Consider the following 21,355-nt stretch of genomic DNA (forward strand, 5'->3'; position numbering starts at 1 on the left):
CCTCCCGTCCGCCCTCCCCGCCCCCGGCGGGCTACTGCTCGCGGGACAGCAGGAAGTCGTTGATGCGCTCGGTCATGTCGAGGTCCATCGCGCGCGCGACCCCGTTGACCGAGCGGATCGGCGCCGCCTGGCGGACGCTGGACAGCAGCCAGAGCGCGTCGGCGGCCTCGAGGTCTGCGAGCGTCACGAGCTCGTACGACGTCGCGATGCCCTCGCGCTCGGCGAACCGGAAGACGTCGGCCTGCGTCGTGCCGGCGAGGATGCCGATGTCGGTCCGCGGCGTCACGAAGCGCCCGCCGACCGCCATGACGAGGTTGGCGCGTGTGCCCTCGAGCACGTAGCCGTCCGTCGAGACGAACAGGGCGTCGTCGGCACCGCGGCGCTCGGCTTCGCGCAGCGCGGCCATGTTCACCGCGTACGAGAGCGTCTTCGCGCCCTGCAGCAGCCACGGCGAGGTCCGCTCGACGTCGTGCCGGTAGCCGCGGTCGAGCGTCACGACCGCGATGCCCTCGGTGCGGGCCGCGCTCTGGTCGCCCGAGGGTGCGGCGTACACCCACCCGGTGGGGCGACCGCTGCCCTCGACCCCACGGGTCATCACGGTCTTCGCGAAGGCCTCGTGCACGGGGTCGAGCCGTGCGCACACCGCCTCGATCGCCCGGCGCCAGGCGTCGAGGTCGGGTGTGGGCAGGTCGAGCATCGCCGCGGACCGGACGAACCGCGCCAGGTGCGGTTCGAGGGCCTGCGGACGGCCGTCGACGACCGTGATCGTCTCGAACACGCCGTCGCCGCGGACCGCACCGAGGTCCTGCACCTGCAGGTGCTCCTCGAGCGGCTTCGCCCACGTGTACGCGTCGGCCGCGGGGTCGTGCGGCGCGGCGTCGCGCGAGGGCTGGTTGAGGACGGCGAGGACGGTGTCGGTCATGGCCCCCATCCAACCGCAGGTCAGTCGGCGCGGGGCAGCGACCCGAGGAGCTTCCACACCGCCGGGGTCAGTTCGGGGTGTTGCAGGGCGATGCGGCGCAGCCGGTGGTACTCCTCGCCGAGGGCGGTGCCCTGCCCGGAGGCCGGGTGACCCGACCAGTGCGCGCTGCGCTGGCTGATCGCCGCGTCGAGCTCGACGGCGTCGGCACGGAGGATGAGCACGACCTGCTCGTCGACGGACGGCAGGGTGGGCATGAACTCCCACGGGTCCTCGCCGGCGCGGCTGCGGTGCTCGACGATCACCGAGATCTCCTCGGCGGCCTCGGCGCGCAGCACTTCGAGGCTGCGCCCGGTCCTGCGGGACTCAGCCACGGTGCCCCCACAGCACGCCTGCCATGCGCCAAGCCTACGTCAGCGGATCGGCCACACTGGACGCGTGACCCCGCGCGACCAGACGAAGTCCCAGCACCCACCGGTCGTCGTCGTGTACCTGCTGCGCGACGGCTCGGACGGCCCCGAGGTGCTGCTCGGCGAGAAGCGACGCGGGCTCGGCGCGGGGCGCCTCGTCGGTCCGGGCGGCAAGGTCGAGCCGGGGGAGCCGCCCGTGGCGGCCGCCGTCCGCGAGGTGGCCGAGGAGGTCGGCCTGCGGCTCGACCCCGCCGACCTGGAGGCGCGTGGCACGTTGGACTACCGGTTCCCGTACCGCCCGTCCTGGTCCCAGGTCTCGGACGTGTTCGTCTGTCGCCGCTGGCAGGGGAGCCCGACGGGCAGCGACGAGCTGGTGCCGCGCTGGATCCCGGTCGACGCCGTGCCGTACGACGCGATGTGGGACGACGCCCGCTACTGGCTGCCCGGCGTGCTCGCGGGCGGGACGGTGGACGCGCGGTTCACCTTCGCCGAGGACGACGCGACGGTCGCCGGGTTCACCGGCACGGGGGTGCGGGCGGAGGGCCGCCCGTCCCGGTAGTCGCTCGGCGCTCGTCGTCGGTCAGGTCAGCGCCGGGCTTGCGTCCTGGGGGCAGCTCAGCGCTGGGGCTGCGTGCGGGTGCTGCCGGTGCGGGCCTCCTCGGCCGCGGCGAGCACGTCGGCGTCGCCGCTGCGCCCACCGAGCGGCCGGACGAAGAAGTCGACCACGCCCGCGGCGATCGCGGCGAGCACCGCGAAGATCGCCCAGCCCACGAACAGCCCGGCGACGTTGCGCCCGTCGGCCGGGGCGAGCAGCACGCTCGCGGCGTACAGCCCGGCCGCGACCACGAGGAACACGACGACGACGGTGACGAGGGCGCGGTGCCAGGCGGTGCGGGAGGTCATCGGCCCAGGATACGCCCGCCGCTCGGCCGTTCCGCGTCCTGCCCGCGAGCCCGACGCGCCGCGGGTCGCCCGCGCCGTCACCGCTCCGCGTGCCGCCCGTGGGTGCGGGAGCGGTCCGCCGTGTCGGGCCGGGCCGTCGCGTCCGCGCGCCCGGACGCGACGGACCGGGCCGGTCCGTCGGGCCGGGCCGACGTCCTGGACCCGTCCACCCGCGGGACGGGACGGGTGCGCGGACCGTTCCCCGCGCCTCCCGTCCGGGTCGGACCGGAGCGGTCCGCCTGCCGCACCACGGGGATGCGTCCGGTCGGGGTCGTCTCCGTCTCGAGGCCGTCCCGACCCCCGGTGAAGACGTCCCCGGAGACGCGCTCGTCCTCCCAGTCGTCACGGAGGACGCTCAGCGTGCCCGTCTCGGTCGAGGTGAGGCCGTGCCGCTCGAGCTCGGCGTCGCGCTGCTTGCCGAGGAACTCGCGGTTCGCGTTCTGGGCGTCCTGGAACATCGTGGTGCGGTTGTTCACGATCGCCGAGATGCGGCGTCGCTCCCACCACTGCTTGCCGAAGAACATCAGGACGAGCCCGGCGGCGGCGTAGCAGCCCATCGTCAGCAACCCGCGGCCGAAGCCGGGGCCGACGCCGTAGACCTCGTGCTTGATCATGTCGACCATGCTCGAGCCGACCACCACGTGGTTCAGCCACGCGAACGGCTCGGGCATGAACCACTTCGGGTAGGCGCCACCGGACGACGGCATCGACAGGAAGACGAAGCAGATCATCGCGGGCGCGGCGATGAACCGCCCGACGAAGTAGCTCAGGCCGTTGACCGCGAGGCCGATCGCGACGATCCAGCCCCAGGCGATGAGGACGAGTTCGATCCAGTGCCCGTGGATCGCGCCGACCACCGGACCGGCGAGGGTGTTCGTGATGAGCGAGATGACGAGGCCGCCGACGACGATGACCGCCATCCGGGTGCGGTGCCGCAGCGGACCGCCCATGATGCCGATGAACATCGCGACCATGTAGCCGCCGATGCACCAGGCGAGCATGACGTACATCGCGACGGTGCCGTACTCGTCGTAGGCGGGCAGCGGCGCGAGCTCGGTGACGGTGGGGGCCGGGCCACCGGTGGCCTCGATCACGCTCGAGAGCGTCGCGGGCACGAGCGACGCGACCTGGAACTGGTGCGCGCTGGCCTTGAAGACCTCGTTCGCCGACGGGTCGACCGCGACGGCCATCGTGCCCGCGAGCACGTCGCGCTTCGCCTGTGCGAGGGAGTCGTAGACGTGGAAGACGTACTCGCCCGGCAGGGCCTTGTCGACCGCGGCGACGAGCGTGGGGTCGCTGCCGACCAGGGCGACCGGGACGTCGTGCGGGTGCGGGGCGTGGAACGCGAAGACGTAGCAGAGGCAGAAGCCGACGATGAAGAACAGCGGCATCCAGAGCTGCAGGCCGATGAGCTGCAGGGAGGGGTGCAGCGTGCCGTACCAGCGGCGGTACCGGCTGACCTTCTGCGGTGCGGGGACGGGCGCCTGCCGGACCTGGGACGTCCGGGAGACCGAGCGGCTGCCGGCGACCGGGGCACCGCGGCGGGGCTTCGATCCGCCGCGCGTGGACGGTCGGGTCTGCCGGGACTTCGGTGCGGGCTTCGGCGCGGTGGTGCGCGGCGCTCCGTCTCGGTCAGGGAGGTCGGTGTTCCTGGGGACGTCGTTCCGCGGCTCGCTCACTCGGCGCTGTGCTCCTTCTCCTGGTCGGAGCGTCACGATACGCCCGGGTTGCTCCCCGCGTGCCGTGAGCGGGCGCGGCCGCCGTCCCGCGCGGGACGGTTCAGGACCGGCTGCGCGACGCCTGTGCCGAGTCCATCGCGAGCTCCTCGGCGTCGAGCGTCACGAGCACGCGGCGCATGACCTCCTCGTCGAGGTTGCCCTTCTCGCGCTCCTCGAGCACGATCTCGCGCCGACGGTCGAGCAGCTCGCGCCGGATGTCCTGGATCTGCGCACCACGGAGGCGCATCGGGGCGTTGCGTTCTTCGTCCTCCTCTTCCTCGGCGTCACGGCGGAAGGTCTCGGCCTGCCGCTCGAGGCGCGCCTTGAGCCGGTTCACGACGGAGTCCACCGCCTGCGGGCCGTACTGCTCCGACCAGGCCGAGCGGCGGCGTTCGAGGAGCGCGATCGCGGCCTCGGTCGTGCGCTGGTTGAGCCGCATCTCGCTGCGGACGTCCTCTTCGCCCTCGCGCGGGTCCTGCACCTTGAGCGCGCGGATGACGAAGGGGAGCGTGAGCCCCTGCAGCAGGAGCGTGCCGACGGTCACGACGAACGCGATGATGAAGATCGTGTCCTGGGCCTTGATCTCGACCGGGTCCGCCACGACCGCGACCGCTGCGGCGAGCGTCACCACGCCGCGCATGCCGGTCCACGAGACGACGGTGAGCTCGCGCCAGTTGAGCTTCGGCTCCGCCGAGCCGCGGATCCAGCGCAGGGAGGGGTGACCGCGGGACAGCCGGATGCGCAGGGGCCGGACCCACCGCCCGTGGAAGCGGTTCCGCACGTACGACTCGAAGACGAACAGCGGCCGGACCAGGACCACGACGACGAGCACGACGGCCGCGGCGGTCAGGGTCTGGCCGAGGCTGCGGTCGCTCTCGACGAGGTCCTGCACGACGGTGTTCAACTGCAGGCCGATGAGCGCGAACACGAAGCCCTCGAGGATGACGTCCATGCTCGTCCACAGCGGGCGCTCCTGCAGGCGGGTCGCGTAGCCCTCCTTCGGCGAGTTGTAGCCGATGTACAGGCCCGCGGTGACGACCGCGATGACGCCGGAACCGGACAGGTGCTCGGCGAGGACGTAGGCGACGAACGGCAGCAGGATGCTCATGATCGTCTCGACGACCGGGTCGTTGATGCGCATCCGGATCCAGTGCACCGCGACGCCGAGCACGATGCCGACCGCGAAGCCGACGCCGATCGCGAGCGCGAAGATCCCGAGGTCCTGCCAGATCGTCAGCGAGGTGCCCGCCGCGATGAGGGTGAACACGCGCACGAGCGTCAGCGAGGCGGCGTCGTTGATGAGGCTCTCGCCCGACAGCACGGTCATCACCCGACGGGGGAGCCCGAGCTTGCGGCCGATCGACGCCGCGGACACCGCATCCGGCGGGGCGACGACGGCACCGAGCAGGATCGCCGCGGGCCAGTCCATGTCCGGGATGATCAGGTAGGCCGCGAGGCCGACGGCCAGCGCGGTGATGATCACGAGGAAGACGCCGAGTCGTCGGATCTGCTTGATCGACTGCCGGAAGCTCTGCCACGACACGTCGAGTGCCGCCGAGTACAGCAGCGGCGGCAGGACCACCGTGAGGATGACCTCGGAGTCGATCTTGATCTCGGGCAGCCCCGGGACGAACGACACCGCGAGCGCGACCGCCGTCACGAGCAGGGGCGCTGGTAGTCCCTTGGCGCGGGCGAAGCCGGTCACCGCGAGCGAGCCGACCAGCAGGATGAGGAGCTCGACGATGTCCATGGCCTCCATCCTCCCATCCGGTGGTTCCGATCCTGAACGACCCCGAAGGCCGGGTGGACGCGGGATGAACGACAGGGTTTGTGCTCAGGGGGCAGGCCTGGGACACTCGTCCGCGGTGGACATCACACTCATAGTCGTCCTGGTCATCGCGTTGGCCCTCTTCTTCGACTTCACAAACGGTTTTCACGACACCGCCAACGCGATGGCGACACCGATCGCCACGGGCGCCATGAAGCCCAAGGTGGCGGTCACGGTCGCCGCGGTGCTCAACCTCATCGGTGCGTTCCTCAGCACCGCCGTGGCGACGTCGATCTCGCACGGACTCATCAACGAGGGGCCCGGTGGCGTCGCCATCACCCCCGAGATGATCTTCGCCGGGCTCATCGGCGCGGTGGTCTGGAACATGATCACGTGGCTGCGCGGCCTGCCGTCGTCGTCCTCGCACGCGCTGTTCGGCGGGCTCATCGGTGCCGCGATCGTCGGTGCCGGGTTCGGCTCGGTGAACTACGCCGCGCTGCTGACGGTCGTGATCATCCCGGCGTTCCTGTCCCCGGTCATCGCGGCGCTCGTCTCGCTGCTCGCGACCCGCATCGCCTACCGCGTCACCCGCCGTCCGGTGTTCCCGAACGAGCGCGGCGGCTTCCGGATCGGCCAGGTGTTCACGAGCTCGATGGTGTCGCTCGCGCACGGCACGAACGACGCGCAGAAGACCATGGGCGTCATCACGCTGACCCTGATCGCCTCCGGCTCGCAGTCGGCGGACTCGGGCGTCCAGTTCTGGGTGATCGTCGCGTGTGCGCTCGCGATCGCCCTCGGCACGTACACGGGCGGCTGGCGGATCATCCGCACGCTCGGCTCGGGCCTCACCGAGATCCGCGCGACGCAGGGCTTCGCGGCCGAGGCGTCGACCGCCGCGACGATCCTGGCGTCGAGCCACCTCGGCTTCGCCCTCTCCACCACGCAGGTCTCCTCGGGCTCGATCATCGGTGCCGGTCTCGGCCGTCGCGGGTCGAAGATCCAGTGGTCGACCGCGGGCAAGATCGTGATCGCCTGGTTCATCACGCTCCCCGCCGCCGCCGCGGTCGGTGCGATCGCCTCGGCCATCGCCCTGCTCGGCGTCCCCGGCCTGGTGATCGACGCGGTCGTCGGCGCGGCCGTGATCCTCGGCCTGTACCTCTGGTCGCTCCGCAAGCCGCACGACCAGGCCGCCGCGATCGAGGTCGACGTGGCCGCGAACGCCGTGTTCACCCGCAAGGAGCTCCGCGACATGCAGCGCAAGAAGCGTGCCGCCCGGGTCGCGGAGCGTCGCGCCGAACTCAGCCGCGAGCGCACGCTGCGCCGCATGGCCGGACGCAACGGAGGACGCCGCTGATGAGCATCGACTGGTTGGCCTTCCTCACCGTCGCCGTGGTCGCGGTCGTCTCCGCGTGCTTCGTCGTCCTCGTGTACTCGATCGGGCTGCGCCTGTGGAGCGAGGCCGACACCCGTGCGGGCAAGTACACCGTGAAGGACGACGGCACGATCGGCCCGGCAACGGCCGGCTTCCCGCAGCCGGGGGCGGTGCAGCCCGCCGTGCGCGCGTTCCGCGCGCTGTCGATCGCGTGCTTCGCGGTCACCGGCGCCGCCGTGCTGTACGGGATCTCCCTGATCGTCCCGCAGTTCCACTGATCCCCGAGTCCCACCGGCGCCGGTCGCGGGACGCGACCGCGTGACGGACGGGAGGCCCGTGGCGACGCCGCCACGGGCCTCCCGTCCGTCCACCGGTCACCGCGACCACCCGGCGGCCGCCCGTCGGACCGTCCCGTCTCGCGGTGCCGTGCGCCCGGTGCGGCCGCCCGCCCGTCGTTCGGTCCGACGCCACGCAGCGCCGTGCGCGCTGCCGGACCGGACCGACCGGACGGGCTAGCCTCGTGGGGTGACCGGCAACGAAGCAGCACGCACCCGCACCGAGACCGACTCCCTGGGATCCCTGGAGGTCCCCGTGGACGCCTACTGGGGGATCAACACCCTGCGGGCGCTCGAGAACTTCCCGATCACCTCGGTGCCGATCGCGGTCTACCCGGACCTGATCGTGGCGCTCGCGACGGTCAAGCAGGCCGCCGCCCGTGCGAACAAGGCGATCGGGGTGCTCGACGCCGAACGTGCCGACGCGATCGACCGTGCCGCGCAGGAGGTGCGCGACGGCGCGCTGCGGGAGCAGTTCGTCGTGGACGTCGTGCAGGGCGGTGCCGGGACGAGCACGAACATGAACACGAACGAGGTGCTCGCGAACCGCGCCCTCGAGCTGCTCGGCCGCGAGAAGGGCGACTACGGGTACCTGCACCCGATCGACCACGTCAACCGCAGCCAGTCGACCAACGACACGTACCCGACGAGCGTCAAGCTCGCGATGATCCTCGGCGTGCACCGGCTGACCGAGCAGCTCGAGCTGCTGTCGAAGGCCTTCGCCGAGCGGGGCCGCGCGTTCCAGGACGTCCTCAAGGTCGGCCGCACGCAGCTGCAGGACGCCGTGCCGATGACCCTCGGGCAGGAGTTCACCGGCTTCTCGCACACCATCCAGGAGGACGTCCTCCTGCTCCGCACGGTGACGCCGCTGCTCGCGGAGACGAACCTCGGCGCGACGGCGATCGGGACCGGGATCACCGCGGATCCGCAGTACCGCGACGAGGTCCGGCGGCAGCTGCAGCTCGCGAGCGGGCTCGACATCGTGACGGCGCCCGACCTCATCGAGGCGACGAGCGACGCCGGCGCGTTCATGACGCTGTCCGGCACCGTGAAGCGCAGCGCCGCCAAGCTCTCGAAGATCTGCAACGACCTCCGGCTGCTCGCGTCCGGTCCGCAGGCCGGCCTCGGTGAGATCACGCTGCCGGCTCGTCAGGCCGGGTCGTCGATCATGCCCGGCAAGGTCAACCCGGTCATCCCCGAGGTGGTCAACCAGATCGCGTTCGCCGTCGCGGGTGCCGACACCACGGTGACGATGGCGGCCGAGGGCGGACAGCTGCAGCTCAACGCCTTCGAGCCGATCATCGCGCACTCGATCCTGCAGTCCCTGCAGTGGATGGCGAGCGGGTGCGCGACGCTCCGGGTGAACTGCGTCACCGGGATCGAGGCGAACGAGGCGAAGCTCGCCGCCCAGGTGGACACGAACGTGGGCGTCGTCACGGCACTGACGCCGTACATCGGGTACGCGGCGGCGGCGTCGATCGCGCACACGGCGCTGACGACCTCGACGCCGATCGCGACCCTCGTCACGGCCGCGGGGCTGATGGACGAGGACCAGGTGACCCGCGTGCTCTCCCCGGCACGGCTGTCCGGCATCGAGCTCGCGACCGGGGCGATCCCGGTCGTGACCGAGGAGATGCTCGACGCCGAGGCGGCACGGGTGGCGCGGGAGCGCGAGCAGTAGTCAGGGCTGACGCGGGCGCGTCAGGGCATCGGGGGTTCGCCGACGCGCACCTGCCGGGACAACGCCCGCAGGTGCTCGGCCGTCGGGTCCGGCTCCTCACCGGTCGACTCGTCCGCCGCCGCCTGCTCGGCAGCCGCCAGCCGGACGTGGTGCGCGGTCGCGATGTCCTGGTCCCGCCACCGGGCCAGCACGAAGTTCCGCGTGACGTCGCGCAGCGGCAGCCGGATCGACTCGTCGGCCTCGATCCCGGCGAGCAGCTGCCGCATCCGGATCACCTCGGAGTCGAGCTCCCCGCCGACCACGAGCACGAAGTTCGAGATGTACAGGTAGACGAGCAGCAGGATCGCGCCGCCGAGCCACCCGTACGCCTTGTTGCTGCCGCCGATCGTCTCGACGTAGAGGGCGAAGCCGACCGTGGCGACGGCCCAGGTCCCGATCGCGAACGCGGCACCCGCCGAGACCCACCGCAGCTGCGGCGTCTTCACGTTCGGCGTCGCGTAGTACAGCACCGCCACCATCACGACGAGGTCCACCGCGAGGACGGGCCACTTCGCCACGTTCCAGAGGTCGTCGACCCACGACGGCCAGCCCAGCTGCGTGATCACCGCGGCCGAGATCGTCGGGGTGACGAGCAGGATGACGATCGCGATCGCACCGCCGACCATCACGAGCAGGGTGACGAGGAGCATCATCGCGCGGAACTTCCAGATCCGCCGGCCCTCCTCGACCTCGTAGGCGGTGTTCATCGCGCGGCCGAACGCGGTCGCGTACCCGGACAGCGACCACAGCGTCAGCACCAGGCCGATCGTGAAGCCGGCCCACGGGTTGTCCAGGGAGAGCAGCTGGCGCAGCGGCCCCTCGAGGTGCTGCGCGGTCTCCGGCCGGACGATGAAGCCGAGCACCTGCACCACGTCGGTGAGGCTGTCGCCCTGCCGGTCGACGACCGACAGCGCGGACACCACGGCGAGGGCGCTCGGGAACACGGTGAGCAGGGCGAAGAACGTCAGCGAAGCTGCCGCGTCCACCACCCGGTGCCGGATGACGGAGTGGTAGGTGCGCCGGACGACCGCGCGGAGGCCGGTCCGCTGCAGGTCGCGCGAGGCGCTGTCGGGCATGCCGAGAACGGTACCCGACCCCGGGACGGACGTCAGGCGCGGTGCCGGGCCGCCACGCGCCTCCCGCTGCCGCGGTGCGGACCGGAGGCGCGGTGCCGGGCCGCCACGCGCCTCCCGGCTGCCGCGGTGCGGACCGGAGGCGCAGTGCGTCAGTTCGCGTGCGGGTGCAGCGCGTCGTAGCGGCGGAACGACGGCACCAGCCGGAGCAGCAGCGCGACGAGCCCGATGATGAGCACGCCGCCGATCACCGGTGGGTACGCGATCCCGGCGGCGACCACGAGCCCGGCGTACAGGTCACCGAGGCGCGGACCGCCGGTGACGACCACGATGAAGATGCCCTGGAGTCGGCCGCGCATGCCGTCCGGCGAGGCGGCCTGCAGGATCGTGTTCCGGAACACCGAGCTGACGTTGTCCGCGCCGCCCGCCATCGCGAGGAACAGTGCGGCGAGCCCGAGGGCGGGCAGGATCTCGACGCCGAACGCCTCGCCGGACCGGCCGCCGAGCGCGTGCGCGAGTGCGATGACCACGCCGAACGCCGCGATCGCCCCGCCGTACGCGGTGATCGCCCAGCCGACGGCCTCGCCCTGGCGGCGCACGTGCCCGAGCGGGCCGGAGAACACGCTCGACAGCAGGGCACCGATCGCGTAGGCGGCGGTGAGCGTGCCGACGGTGATCGATCCGCCGCCGATGACGAGCGCGCCGATCGCGGGGAAGAGCACGCGCGGCTGGCCGAAGGTCATCGCGACGATGTCGAGCACGAAGGTCATCGTGATGTTGCGGGAGCGCCGGAGGAAGCGCGCACCCTCGACGAGCGAGCTCAGCCCGGGCTTCAGCGCGTCGCGGTCGGCCGCCATCCGCGGCAGCGTGAACACCCCGAGGAACGCGAACGTGAACAGGACGACGTCGATCGTGTACGTCGGCGCGAACCCGACGCTCGCGATGAGCACGCCCGCGATCGCCGGGCCCACCGTGACCTGGAACCCGGACGCGATGCCGCCGAGGGCGCTCGCCGCGGGGAGCAGGTCGGTGCCGACGAGCCGCGGCACGATGGCCGACCGGGAGGCGTTGCTCACCGTGGCGGCGACGGCGTTCACGGTCGCGAGCACGTAGAGGAGTGCGACGCTCTGCAGCCCGAGCCAGGCGTGCGTGGCGATGAGGGCCACCGCGGCCCAGGCGATGATCGAGGACACCAGGGCGACGAGCCGCCGGTCGAAGGCGTCGGCGAGCATGCCGCCGTACAGCCCCGCGACGATCATCGGGAGGAGTGCGATCACCCCGACGAGCGCCACCGCGAAGGTCGAGTGGGTGATCTCGTACACCTCGAGGCCGACTGCGACGGTGGTCATCTGCGTGCCGATCCCGGCGATCGCGGTGCCCGCCCAGAGCCGCGCGAACGCGGGGGAGCGGCGGAGCGGGGTGAGGTCGGCGAGCAGGCGGCGGCGGGGCGCGGTGTCAGGTGGTGTCACGGTGGAACCATTCTGGTGCCTGGCGCGTCCGTCCGCGCGTCCGCGCGTTCGCGCGTTCGCGCGTCCGCGCGTTCGCGGGGAGCGAGACCCTGCGCGGCCCGGGATCGCCCAGACTGACGACCTGGTTGACTGGCGCGCATGACTGACCTCAACAGCAAGCCCGAGTTCGACGCCCCCGAGGGCCCGGCCCCCACCGAGCTCGTGATCACCGACATCGTCGAGGGCGACGGCCCCGAGGCCTCCGCGGGTTCGACGGTCAAGGTGCACTACGCCGGCGTCGAGTACGAGACCGGCGAGGAGTTCGACAGCTCGTGGAACCGCGGCGAGCCGATCGACTTCCCGCTCGCGGCGCTCGTGCGCGGCTGGCAGGAGGGCATCCCCGGCATGAAGGTCGGCGGACGCCGCAAGCTCGTCGTCCCGCCGGAGCTCGCCTACGGCCCGGCCGGCGGCGGCCACTTCCTGTCCGGCAAGACCCTGATCTTCGTGATCGACCTGCTCGGGGTCCGCTGATGCGCGTCGGCGCCCCGACGATCGAGCTGAACGACGGCCACCGGTTCCCGGAGCTCGGGCTCGGCACGTACGGGCTGAACGGCGACGAGGGCGCCGCGGCGGTCGGCGCGGCGATCACGAGCGGCTACCGGCTGCTCGACACCGCGCTGAACTACGGCAACGAGGACGCCGTCGGTCGTGCCGTGCGGGAGTCCGAGGTGGACCGCGAGGACCTCGTCGTCACGTCGAAGCTGCCCGGCCGGCACCACGGCTACGACGAGGCGCACCGCTCGGTCGAGGAGACCCTGGGCAACCTCGGCCTCGACCGCGTGGACCTGTACCTCATCCACTGGCCGAACCCGTCCGTGGACCGGTTCGTCGACACGTGGAAGGCGCTCGTCGACCTGCGTGACAGCGGCACCGTCCGCTCGATCGGCGTCTCGAACTTCACGCCGGCGCACCTGGAGCGGATCATCGACGCCACCGGTGTCGCGCCGGCGGTGAACCAGGTCGAGCTGCACCCGTACTTCCCGCAGGCCGAGCTCCGCAAGGTGCACGCGCAGTACGGGATCGTGACCGAGAGCTGGAGCCCGCTCGCGAAGCAGTCCCAGCTGCTCACCGAACAGCCCGTGCTGGACGCGGCGTCCGCGCACGGGGTCACCCCCGGCCAGGTCGTGCTGCGCTGGCACGTGCAGCTCGGCGCGGTGCCGGTGCCGAAGTCGGGCGACCCGGACCGGCAGCGCGAGAACCTCGACGTGTTCGGCTTCGCGCTCACCGACGACGAGGTGCACGCGATCTCCGCGCTCGAGCGCGGCCGCCTGTGGGACGGCGACCCGGACACCCACGAGGAGATGTAGGGGCTGACGCCCCGACGGTCGGTGCGTCCCGCACCGACCCGCTGCGGACGGGAGGCGCGGTGCCAGCAGGCACCGCGCCTCCCGTCCGTCCGCGGTCGCGTCCCGAGCCCGCACCTGCGTCCTGGGTGTCGGTGCGCCGGGACTACACTGGACACCCCTGTTTCCCGAAGGGTGGCGTGTGTCCGAACCGACCGAGACCGACCGCGAGCGCGGCTACGTGGACGGGCTCTTCGCCCGTCTCGACGACCTGACGGCCGAGGCCGAGCAGCGACTCGCCGAGACCCGCCGCCAGGCGGTCGGTGGCAACCACCAGAGCCGCAGCGAACGCGACGCGTACGCCCGCCTGTACGAGGACACCATCGCGACGCTCGAGCGCGTCGGCGACCGGCTGGTGTTCGGCCGGCTCGAGGTGTCCGAGCCCGCCGACGACGAGGACGCCTTCCGCTACATCGGCCGCGTCGGCCTCCGTGACGACGAGCACCGGCCGCTCCTGCTCGACTGGCGCGTGCCCGGGGCGAGCGCGTTCTACCAGGCCACCGCGGCCCACCCGATGGGGATGCGGGCGCGGCGGCACCTGACGCTCGAGGGCCGCCGGGTGGTCGGCGTCGAGGACGAGGTGTTCGACGCGACGCTCTACGACGACGAGCGCACCCACCTGCAGGGCGAGGGGGCGCTCCTCGCGGCCGTGACCGCCGAGCGCACCGGCCGGATGACCGACATCGTCGCGACGATCCAGGGCGAGCAGGACCGCGTGATCCGCTCCCCGCTCGAGGGCGTCCTCATCGTGCAGGGCGGCCCCGGCACCGGCAAGACCGCGGTCGCGCTGCACCGCGCGGCCTACCTGCTCTACACGCACCGTGACCGGCTCCGCGGGTCCGGCGTGCTCATGGTCGGGCCGTCCTCGGCGTTCCTGACCTACATCGAGCAGGTGCTGCCGTCGCTCGGCGAGACCGGCGTCGTGATGGCCTCGCTCGGCTCGCTGTACCCGGGCGTCCACGCCACCGTGCACGACTCCCGGGACGTCGCCGCCGTGAAGGGCTCCGGGCAGATGGCCGCCCTGCTCCGCCGTGCGGTGCGCTCGCGGCAGGTCGTGCCCACCGAGTCGGTCGTGCTCGACGTCGAGGGCGAGCGCCTGGCCGTCCCCGCGCAGCTCGTCGCCGACGCGGTGAAGCGGGCGCAGGACCGGGGCAAGCCGCACAACGTCGCGCGCGTGACCTTCAACAAGATCGCCCTCGACGCCATGACACGGCTGCTGGCCGACCAGCTGCGGGAGCGCGGTACGACGGTCGACGAGGCCGACGAGAAGGTCCTGCGCGAGGACATCCGCAGCTCGTACGACGCCCGGGTGCTGCTCAACACCGCGTGGCTGCCGCTGCCGCCCGAGAAGTTCCTCGAGGACCTCTACGCCCGGCCGAACTGGCTCGCCTCGCTGACCCCGGACTGGACGCCCGAGCGGCGTGCGCTCCTCGCCCGTCCGCGCGGCGCCGGCTTCACGGTCGAGGACGTCCCGCTCCTGGACGAGGCGGCCGAGCTCCTCGGTCCGTTCGACCCGACCGGCGGCGCGGCCAAGCGGCAGGCCAAGGCGAGCCGGGACCGCGACGTCGAGAACGCCCGCCAGGCCATCGAGAACATGGGCGTCGAGGGGATCGTCACCGCCGAGCAGGTCGCCGGGTCCTTCGCCGAGGGCGGGGACGGCCGGACCACGGCCGAGCGCGCTGCGGCCGACCGTGAGTGGACGTACGGGCACATCGTCGTCGACGAGGCCCAGGAGCTCTCGCCGATGCAGTGGCGTGTGCTCGCCCGGCGCAACCCGCTGCGGTCGTTCACGATCGTCGGGGACATGGCGCAGGGTTCCTCGCCGGGTGCCGCGCGGACCTGGGACGACGTGGTCGGTGCCCTCGCCCGCCGGCGTCGCGGTCGTGCGCCGCTCGTGCCGATCGACCACCGCATCGCCGAGCTCACGGTGAACTACCGCACCCCGCGCTCGATCGTGCAGGCCGCCGGGGAGTACGCCGACGCCGCCGGGCTCACCGTGACGCGCAACGAGGCCGTGCGCGACGGCGACCCGGTCGACCGCGTGACCGTGCGTCGTGCCGACCTGCTCGACACCGTGGCCGACCACGTCGCCGCCGAGCGGGAGCGCATCGGGTCGGGCACGATCGGCGTCATCACCCCGGAGGTGCTCGTCACCGCGGTGCGGGAGCGGCTCGCGGCGACGCAGGCCGACGTCCGCGGGCTCGGGTCACCGCGTCCGGGGTCGGTCACGGTGCTCACCGGTGCCGACGCGAAGGGGTTGGAGTTCGACGGGGTCCTGCTGGTGGACCCGGAGCGGGTCGGTGCCGACGCGGCACGTCCGGCGGCGGCGGTCTACGTCGCGATGACGCGACCGACCCGCCGGTTGGTCGTCGTCGACGTCGAGGACTGACGCGGCGGGCGGTGCGCCGGCCGGACCTGCCCGCCACCGCCCCGTCGTCGTCGTGGACGGCCGCTGCGTGCGGCCATCAGTCCGGGTCGCCCTGGTCGCGCACCCGCGCGACCAGGGTCGCCCACGGCCCGTCGAGCTGACTGCCCGGGATCGTGACCGTGGTCCGCGCGACCGTGACGGTCCACGTGAAGTCGTCGGGCGGTGTCCGGTGGCGGACGGGGGCCTCGCGCGGCAGGGCACCGACCAACTCGTGCCAGGTCTCCGGGTCGTCGCACGTGTCGGTGTCGATCCGCCAGCCCCGCGAGGTGCCGGCGAACCCACCCGAGCGGCGGACGACGATCTGCATGGCCGGAGGCTACGCCCTGTGGCGCGGGCCGTCCCCGCTGCCGTCCCCGCTGCCGTCCGTGACGGCGTCGCCGTCCGTGCCCACGTCGCCGTCCGTGTCCGTGGTGCCGGCTGCCGTCGCCCCGAGCACCCCGACCGTCCGCCAGGCGTCGGCGACCGCGGTGGCCTCGGCCGAGCCCCGGCCGAACCGTCGGGCCGCCGCGTCGACCGTGACCCGCGCGAAGCCCGCGAAGTCGATCGACTCCGTGGTCGCGTCGGAGGTCAGGGCGTCCCACCACACGGCACCGGCGCCCTCCCACGCGTTCCCGCCGATGGCCGTGGCCGCCAGGAAGAAGGCGTGGTTCGGGATGCCGGAGTTCAGGTGCACCCCGCCCGAGTCCTCGGTGGTCTGCACGTACCCGGCCATCGTGGAGGGCTGCGGGTCCTTGCCGAGGACCGGGTCGTCGTAGGCGGTCCCCGGCGCACGCATCGACCGCAGCGCGACGCCGTGCACCGCGTCCGTGAAGAGGCCCTCGCCGATGAGCCACGTCGCCTGCTCGGCGGTCTGGCCGGCGGCGTACTGCGCGACGAGCGAGCCGAAGACGTCGCTCACCGATTCGTTCAGCGCACCCGACTGCCCCTCGTACGTCAGGTCGGCGGTGTACTGCGTGACCCCGTGCGCGAGTTCGTGGCCGATCACGTCGAGCGCGACCGTGAAGCGGCGGAACACCTCGTCGTCCCCGTCGCCGAACACCATCCGCTGCCCGTCCCAGTAGGCGTTGTCGTAGTCCTGGCCGTAGTGGACCGTCGCGTCGAGGGGGAGTCCGGCGCCGTCGATCGACACGCGGCCGAACACCTCGAGCCAGAACGCGTGCGTCGCGCCGAGGCCCGCGTACGCCTCGTCGACCGCGGCGTCGCCGGTGGCGGGCTCGCCCTCGCGTCGGACGACGGTGCCGGGGAGCGTGGTCGTGCCTGCGGCGTCGGCGATCGTGCGCTGCGGTGACCGGTCGGGCGTGGCGGCGAGCTGTCGCGGTCGGACGCGGTGCTCGTGCTTGGGCGCGCTGACCGCGGACATCTCGGCGAGGGCGGTGCGGGCGGCCGCGGCGGCACGGGGGTGTTCGGCCGCCCGGGCCACGGCCTGCAGCAGGTAGGGCGGGACGACGGAACGGAACCGGTCGTGTGCGGTCATGGCGTCATGCAACCACCGACCGCCGACGGTCGCGTGGCCCGTGCGGGGAACGGCGGGCGGCGCGGCTCAGTCCTGGCGGCGGTTCGCCACCAGGTCGAGCGCGTAGGACTCCCACCACTGCCCGGCCGCCGGGCCGCCGTTGCAGGTGCCGTCGCTCAGCCCCGGGGTCTTCACCCACAGCAGCGCGTCGAGCCGGGTCGTGCCCCGGGTCACGTGCGGCGGCTGCCCGAGCCCCGCGCCCTCGGGGTTGCACCACGTGCCGCGCCAGCCCTGTCCGTTGCGGGAGACGTCGACGACGAAGTGCGGGTCGCCGCCGATCGCGTCGGCCAGCCGGTCGGCGTAGGCGCGCTCCTGGTCGACGCGGTAGAAGTTCGACACGTTCGTCGCGAAGCCCTGCACCCGGTCGACCCCGGCCTGTCGCAGCCAGCGGGCCATCGTCGCCACGGGGACCCGGTCCTCGTTGCCGCCGTCGAGGTACACCGTCAGGCCCCGCCCGGTCAGCTCGTCGACGGCCTGGCGCAGCAGGTGCAGTCGGTCGGCGCCGAGCCGCTCGCACACGTGGATCTGCGCGATCGAGTCCGGCTCGACCAGGACCACGGCGTGCGAACCGGCCATCGCCCGCACCGCCGACCGGACCCACGGCAGGTAGTCGCGCTCGGCCGTCCCGCCCTTCGAGAAGCTCCCGCAGTCCCGGTCGGGGATCGCGTACAGGACGAACACCGGGGTGCGGCCCTGCTGCCGGGCGTCCCGGACGACCCGGCGCACGACCTGGCGCGTCGCGGTCTCGTCGGGGTCGGTGAGCCAGGTCGCGACGGGCTGGTCGGCGATCACCGCGAGCCGCCCGGCGGTGCTCGTGTCGCCGGCGGCGCGGGCGTCGGCCTCGCGCCGGCCTGCCTGGTTGTCCTGCACGGGCTGCTGTGCGAGCCCACCCGGGAAGGCGGCCGCCGCGGTGCGCCGCACGGTGATCGTGCGGTCGTCGTGGTGGTCGGGCGGTCGGACCAGCACGACGGCGGTGACGATCGCGACGACGAGGAGCGCGACGGCGCCGATCCACGCCCACTGTCGGCGCCCGCTGTCCCGACGGGCACCGCGCGTGCGCCCGCCCGGACGTCCGGTGTCGCCCCGGCCGTGGTCCCCTTGCTGCGGCATGCGTCCATGCTGGCAGGTCGAGCGCCGGGGGACCACTGCACGACGTCGGGTCACAGGCTCGGCGGTCGGTCCGTTCAGGGTCGCCGGGCGTCCGCACAGCCCGGACGCCGGGTCCTGCCAGGCGTGCACCCCGATACTTGCCGGATGTTCCGGAAGGCCCTGCTCCTCGCCACCACCGTCGGCTACGGCTGGGTGATCTGGCGGATGACGCTGACCCCGCGGGTCTTCTCGCACGCCCAGGACGCGCTGGTCCTCCGGGCGATCGCCTGGGTGCAGCAGCTGCCGCACGGCACGTGGTTCACCTACGACCGGGTCGAGTTCCTCGCGAACATCGCGATGTTCGTCCCCGTCGGCGTGCTCGCGGCCCTCTGGCTGCCGCGGCGCTGGTGGGTCCTCGGCGCCGTCGTCGCGGTGGGCCTGTCGACCGGCATCGAGCTGGCGCAGGCCGCCTTCCTGCCGTACCGCGTCGCCGACCCCCGCGACGTGCTGTCGAACGGTCTCGGCGGACTGCTCGGGGCGACGCTCGTCGGCCTCGTCCGGAGCCTGCTGCCGGCGCCGCGCCGCCGCCGGCTCCGCGTCCGCACGGTGTGACCGGCGGCGTCGGCGTGCCCGATCTCTGGTAGTCTCGTCCGGTTGCCGTCGAACGGCCGCGGACAAAGAGCGCTCGTGCATCAGGCACGGGCACCGCGCAACGGACAGAGAGGGGATCACCATGGCACTTGACGCGAAGGTCAAGCAGGAGATCATCGAAGAGTACGCGACCCACCCGGGCGACACCGGATCCCCCGAGGTCCAGGTCGCCGTTCTGACGCGTCGCATCAACGACCTGAACGAGCACCTCAAGGAGCACAAGCACGACCACCACTCGCGTCGTGGTCTGCTGCTCATGGTCGGTCAGCGTCGCCGTCTCCTCGGGTACCTCTCCGACGTCGACATCAGCCGCTACCGTGCGCTCATCGAGCGCCTCGGCCTGCGCCGCTAGTCGTCTCGCAGACACTGCTCGACCGGACGCCCCGGTCCTCCTCGTGAGGACCGGGGCGTTCCTCGTTCCCACCCGGCGCGGACGGAGGTGCTCCTCGTCCGCACCGGGAATGGTTGCGTCCGCCTCCCGGTTCGGTAGGATGTTCATGCAAACGCATCGAAAGACAGGACGCACCATGACCACCATCGCCGTCGTCTCCGCCGGGCTCTCCGAGCCCAGCTCCACGCGCCTGCTCGCCGACCGCCTCGCCGAGGCCACGGTCGCCGCCGTCGCGGCCGACCAGGCATCGGCCGGCCCGACGACGGCCGACCGGACGACGGGTGACGGCCGGGGAGGCGCGGTGCAGGTCCGCCACGTCGAGCTGCGTCCGATCGCGCACGAGATCGTCGACGCGATGCTCACCGGGTTCGCCGCGCCCGCGCTCGCCGCCGCGCAGGCGACCGTCCTCGAGGCCGACGCGGTCGTGTTCGTCACGCCGGTCTTCACGGCCGGGGTGAGCGGCCTGGCGAAGAGCTTCCTCGACGTGCTCGACAAGGACGCGCTCGTCGACGTGCCCGTGCTCCTGGCGGCCACGGGCGGGACCGCGCGGCACTCGCTCGCGATCGACCACGCGCTGCGGCCGGTCTTCGCCTACCTCCGTGCGGCGGTCGTCCCGACGGGCGTCTTCGCCGCGACCGACGACTGGGGGAGCGCCGCCGACTCGGCCGCGCTCGACGCGCGCATCCGCCGGGCCGGGGTCGACCTGGCCTGGGCGATCCGCGCCTCCCGGCGGACGCCGCAGCGGGCCGACGCCCTCCCGGAGACGGTCGACGTCGCGTCCCTGCTCGGCGGCCTCGGCCACTGAGCCGAGGGGCCGGCCGACCGACGGTCCGGTGGGCCCGTCAGTACCAGTGCGGGTTGACGCTCATCTCGTGGTGCCACGCGCCGCACGGCGACCCGTAGGCGTCCCGGATGTACGCCAGGCCCCAGTCGACCTGCGTCGCCGCGTTCGTGCGCCAGTCGGCCCCGGCCACCGACATCTTGTTCGCGGGGAGTGCCTGCGGGATGCCGTAGGCCCCGCTCGACGCGTTGAGGGCGTTCGCGCGCCACCCGGACTCCTGCGTCCACAGCGACACGAGGCACGAGTACTGGTCGGAACCCCAGCCGTAGCTGCCGAGCCGGCTCTGCGCGTACGCCTTGGCGCCCGCCGGGTCGACCGCGACGCCGTCGGTGCTCGGGTAGGCGTTCCCGCCGCCCGACGACGCCGACGATCCCGACGACCCCGCCGCCTGTCGTGCCTGCTCCGCCAGGGCGGCGGCCTGCGCGGCGCGGGCCTGTGCGGCGGCCTGTGCCGCGACCGCCTGGCCGACGGCGTACTGCTGCTCGGTCGCCGCGGTCGTGTCCTTGAGCGCCGCGAGCTGCGCGTACAGCTCGTCGCTGTGCTGCTGCGTGCTGTCGACCGCCTGCTGCGCGGCGTCCGACGCGGACGTGGCGGCGTCGGACTTCTGCTCCGCCGCCGCGGCCAGCGCGGTCCGCTCGTCCTCGGCGCGGAGGGCCTGCTCGTGCAGGGACGACGCCGTGTGCGCCGCGACGGACGCGTCGTCGAGGACGTCGGTCCAGGTGCCGGTGAGCTGGTCGAGTGCGCCGAGCTGGTAGAGCAGCTCGTCCGGGTCGTGGGCGCTCGCGATGCGGGTGGTCATCGCGCCCTGGTTGCCGTCCCGGTACAGGCTCGCCGCCAGTTGGCCGGCACGGGTCTTCGCCCGGTCGGCGGTCTGCTGCGCCTCCGTCGCCTGGGCCTGGAGGCTCGTGGCGGTCTGGGTGGCCACGGTCAGGTCCGCCTCGGCGCGGTCGGCGGCCGCGGACGCGTCGAGCGCGGCCTGCGACTTGGTCGCGGCGTCGGCCTGTGCCGCGTGCAGGGCGTCCTGGATCGTGGCGACCTCGGCCTGCTTCGCCTGCTCGTTGCCCTTCGCGGCCTCGACGTCCTGCCACGACGGGTAGGTGGTGGCGCTGGCGGGGACGGCGGTGACGACCGGGGCGACGAGCGCGCCGGCGACCAGGGCCACCGCGACGAGCACCGTCCGCGAGGGAGAGGAGCGCATGGCGGCAGGTTACCGGGGACACGCCCGTTCGCCACGAGCCTCGCCGTCCGGCGCCCGAGGGCTGGTAAAGTCCTCATCGTCCAGGGACCGATCCCCGGACGTCACACACGCTGTGACACCACAACATCGCGCAGAC

The 21,355-nt window shown here is 73.0% G+C and carries 21 protein-coding genes; 10 read left to right on the forward strand and 11 right to left on the reverse strand.

What is annotated here, in order from left to right; translation table 11 throughout:
- Positions 1–31: 31 nt before the first annotated feature.
- Positions 32–922, reverse strand: coding sequence for an aminodeoxychorismate lyase (locus tag BEP24_RS02055; RefSeq protein ID WP_065959775.1), 891 nt, complete (start codon positions 920–922; stop codon positions 32–34).
- A 20-nt stretch (positions 923–942) separates the two neighbouring features.
- A complete protein-coding gene (locus BEP24_RS02060; protein WP_065959777.1) occupies positions 943–1,293 on the reverse strand; it encodes a tryptophan synthase subunit alpha in 351 nt (116 codons plus the stop codon).
- Positions 1,294–1,357: 64 nt separating this feature from the next.
- Between BEP24_RS02060 and BEP24_RS02065 the strand changes: the two genes are divergently transcribed.
- Positions 1,358–1,888, forward strand: coding sequence for an 8-oxo-dGTP diphosphatase (locus BEP24_RS02065; protein WP_065959779.1), 531 nt, complete (start codon positions 1,358–1,360; stop codon positions 1,886–1,888).
- A 56-nt stretch (positions 1,889–1,944) separates the two neighbouring features.
- Here the strand turns inward: BEP24_RS02065 and BEP24_RS02070 are convergent, their stop codons facing one another.
- The 3 genes from BEP24_RS02070 to BEP24_RS02080 all read right to left on the reverse strand — a co-directional run bounded on the left by BEP24_RS02070 (position 1,945) and on the right by BEP24_RS02080 (position 5,739).
- Complete coding sequence (locus BEP24_RS02070) at positions 1,945–2,232, reverse strand: hypothetical protein (protein ID WP_065959780.1); 288 nt, start codon at positions 2,230–2,232, stop codon at positions 1,945–1,947.
- 77 nt (positions 2,233–2,309) lie between these two features.
- Positions 2,310–3,950: an ABC transporter permease gene (locus BEP24_RS02075; protein ID WP_065959783.1), complete on the reverse strand. Its 1,641-nt coding sequence runs from the start codon at positions 3,948–3,950 to the stop codon at positions 2,310–2,312.
- Positions 3,951–4,050: 100 nt separating this feature from the next.
- A complete protein-coding gene (locus BEP24_RS02080) occupies positions 4,051–5,739 on the reverse strand; it encodes a sodium:proton antiporter (RefSeq protein WP_065959909.1) in 1,689 nt (562 codons plus the stop codon).
- Positions 5,740–5,854: 115 nt separating this feature from the next.
- Here BEP24_RS02080 and BEP24_RS02085 point away from each other — a divergent pair, with 115 nt between their 5' ends.
- The 3 genes from BEP24_RS02085 (at position 5,855) to BEP24_RS02095 (ending at position 9,145) form a co-directional block, all read left to right on the forward strand.
- Positions 5,855–7,111: an inorganic phosphate transporter gene (locus BEP24_RS02085; protein WP_065959785.1), complete on the forward strand. Its 1,257-nt coding sequence runs from the start codon at positions 5,855–5,857 to the stop codon at positions 7,109–7,111.
- Entirely contained in the window at positions 7,111–7,407 is a 297-nt protein-coding gene (locus BEP24_RS02090) for a hypothetical protein (RefSeq protein WP_065959787.1), read from the forward strand. Before BEP24_RS02085 ends, BEP24_RS02090 begins: the two co-directional genes overlap by 1 nt.
- A 247-nt stretch (positions 7,408–7,654) precedes the next feature.
- Positions 7,655–9,145: an aspartate ammonia-lyase gene (locus BEP24_RS02095; protein WP_065959791.1), complete on the forward strand. Its 1,491-nt coding sequence runs from the start codon at positions 7,655–7,657 to the stop codon at positions 9,143–9,145.
- Positions 9,146–9,165: 20 nt separating this feature from the next.
- Here the strand turns inward: BEP24_RS02095 and BEP24_RS02100 are convergent, their stop codons facing one another.
- Positions 9,166–10,260: a YihY/virulence factor BrkB family protein gene (locus BEP24_RS02100; RefSeq protein ID WP_065959793.1), complete on the reverse strand. Its 1,095-nt coding sequence runs from the start codon at positions 10,258–10,260 to the stop codon at positions 9,166–9,168.
- Positions 10,261–10,409: 149 nt separating this feature from the next.
- Positions 10,410–11,726, reverse strand: coding sequence for an MFS transporter (locus BEP24_RS02105; protein WP_083229997.1), 1,317 nt, complete (start codon positions 11,724–11,726; stop codon positions 10,410–10,412).
- A gap of 138 nt (positions 11,727–11,864) precedes the next feature.
- Between BEP24_RS02105 and BEP24_RS02110 the strand changes: the two genes are divergently transcribed.
- The 3 genes from BEP24_RS02110 to BEP24_RS02120 all read left to right on the forward strand — a co-directional run bounded on the left by BEP24_RS02110 (position 11,865) and on the right by BEP24_RS02120 (position 15,497).
- The gene (locus tag BEP24_RS02110) at positions 11,865–12,236 is read left to right on the forward strand and encodes an FKBP-type peptidyl-prolyl cis-trans isomerase (protein ID WP_065959796.1); all 372 of its coding nucleotides are present in this window, start codon (positions 11,865–11,867) and stop codon (positions 12,234–12,236) included.
- Positions 12,236–13,072, forward strand: coding sequence for an aldo/keto reductase (locus tag BEP24_RS02115; RefSeq protein WP_065959797.1), 837 nt, complete (start codon positions 12,236–12,238; stop codon positions 13,070–13,072). Before BEP24_RS02110 ends, BEP24_RS02115 begins: the two co-directional genes overlap by 1 nt.
- Positions 13,073–13,250: 178 nt before the next feature.
- Complete coding sequence (locus BEP24_RS02120) at positions 13,251–15,497, forward strand: AAA family ATPase (RefSeq protein WP_065959800.1); 2,247 nt, start codon at positions 13,251–13,253, stop codon at positions 15,495–15,497.
- Positions 15,498–15,573: 76 nt separating this feature from the next.
- On the opposite strand, the gene BEP24_RS02125 is transcribed toward BEP24_RS02120, so the two are convergent.
- From BEP24_RS02125 to BEP24_RS02135, 3 genes are all read right to left on the reverse strand, one after another.
- Positions 15,574–15,843 carry a protealysin inhibitor emfourin gene (locus tag BEP24_RS02125; protein WP_065959802.1) on the reverse strand — a complete coding sequence of 90 codons (270 nt, stop codon included), beginning with the start codon at positions 15,841–15,843 and terminating at the stop codon, positions 15,574–15,576.
- 9 nt (positions 15,844–15,852) lie between these two features.
- Complete coding sequence (locus BEP24_RS02130) at positions 15,853–17,010, reverse strand: M4 family metallopeptidase (RefSeq protein WP_083229998.1); 1,158 nt, start codon at positions 17,008–17,010, stop codon at positions 15,853–15,855.
- 66 nt (positions 17,011–17,076) lie between these two features.
- Complete coding sequence (locus BEP24_RS02135) at positions 17,077–18,159, reverse strand: glycoside hydrolase family 6 protein (RefSeq protein WP_065959804.1); 1,083 nt, start codon at positions 18,157–18,159, stop codon at positions 17,077–17,079.
- A 144-nt stretch (positions 18,160–18,303) separates the two neighbouring features.
- Here BEP24_RS02135 and BEP24_RS02140 point away from each other — a divergent pair, with 144 nt between their 5' ends.
- The 3 genes from BEP24_RS02140 to BEP24_RS02150 all read left to right on the forward strand — a co-directional run bounded on the left by BEP24_RS02140 (position 18,304) and on the right by BEP24_RS02150 (position 19,985).
- Positions 18,304–18,750, forward strand: a complete 447-nt coding sequence (locus BEP24_RS02140) for a VanZ family protein (protein WP_139197315.1) — start codon at positions 18,304–18,306, stop codon at positions 18,748–18,750.
- A gap of 121 nt (positions 18,751–18,871) precedes the next feature.
- Entirely contained in the window at positions 18,872–19,141 is a 270-nt protein-coding gene (rpsO, locus tag BEP24_RS02145; protein ID WP_058742593.1) for a 30S ribosomal protein S15, read from the forward strand.
- 175 nt (positions 19,142–19,316) lie between these two features.
- Positions 19,317–19,985, forward strand: a complete 669-nt coding sequence (locus tag BEP24_RS02150; RefSeq protein ID WP_065959805.1) for a CE1759 family FMN reductase — start codon at positions 19,317–19,319, stop codon at positions 19,983–19,985.
- Positions 19,986–20,022: 37 nt separating this feature from the next.
- On the opposite strand, the gene BEP24_RS02155 is transcribed toward BEP24_RS02150, so the two are convergent.
- On the reverse strand, positions 20,023–21,219 hold the full coding sequence (locus tag BEP24_RS02155) for a lytic transglycosylase domain-containing protein (RefSeq protein WP_065959808.1): 1,197 nt from the start codon (positions 21,217–21,219) through the stop codon (positions 20,023–20,025).
- Between the last annotated feature and the right edge of the window lie 136 nt (positions 21,220–21,355).

The sequence above is a fragment of the Curtobacterium sp. UCD-KPL2560 genome (genome assembly GCF_001705035.1).
Classification (GTDB): Bacteria; Actinomycetota; Actinomycetes; order Actinomycetales; family Microbacteriaceae; genus Curtobacterium.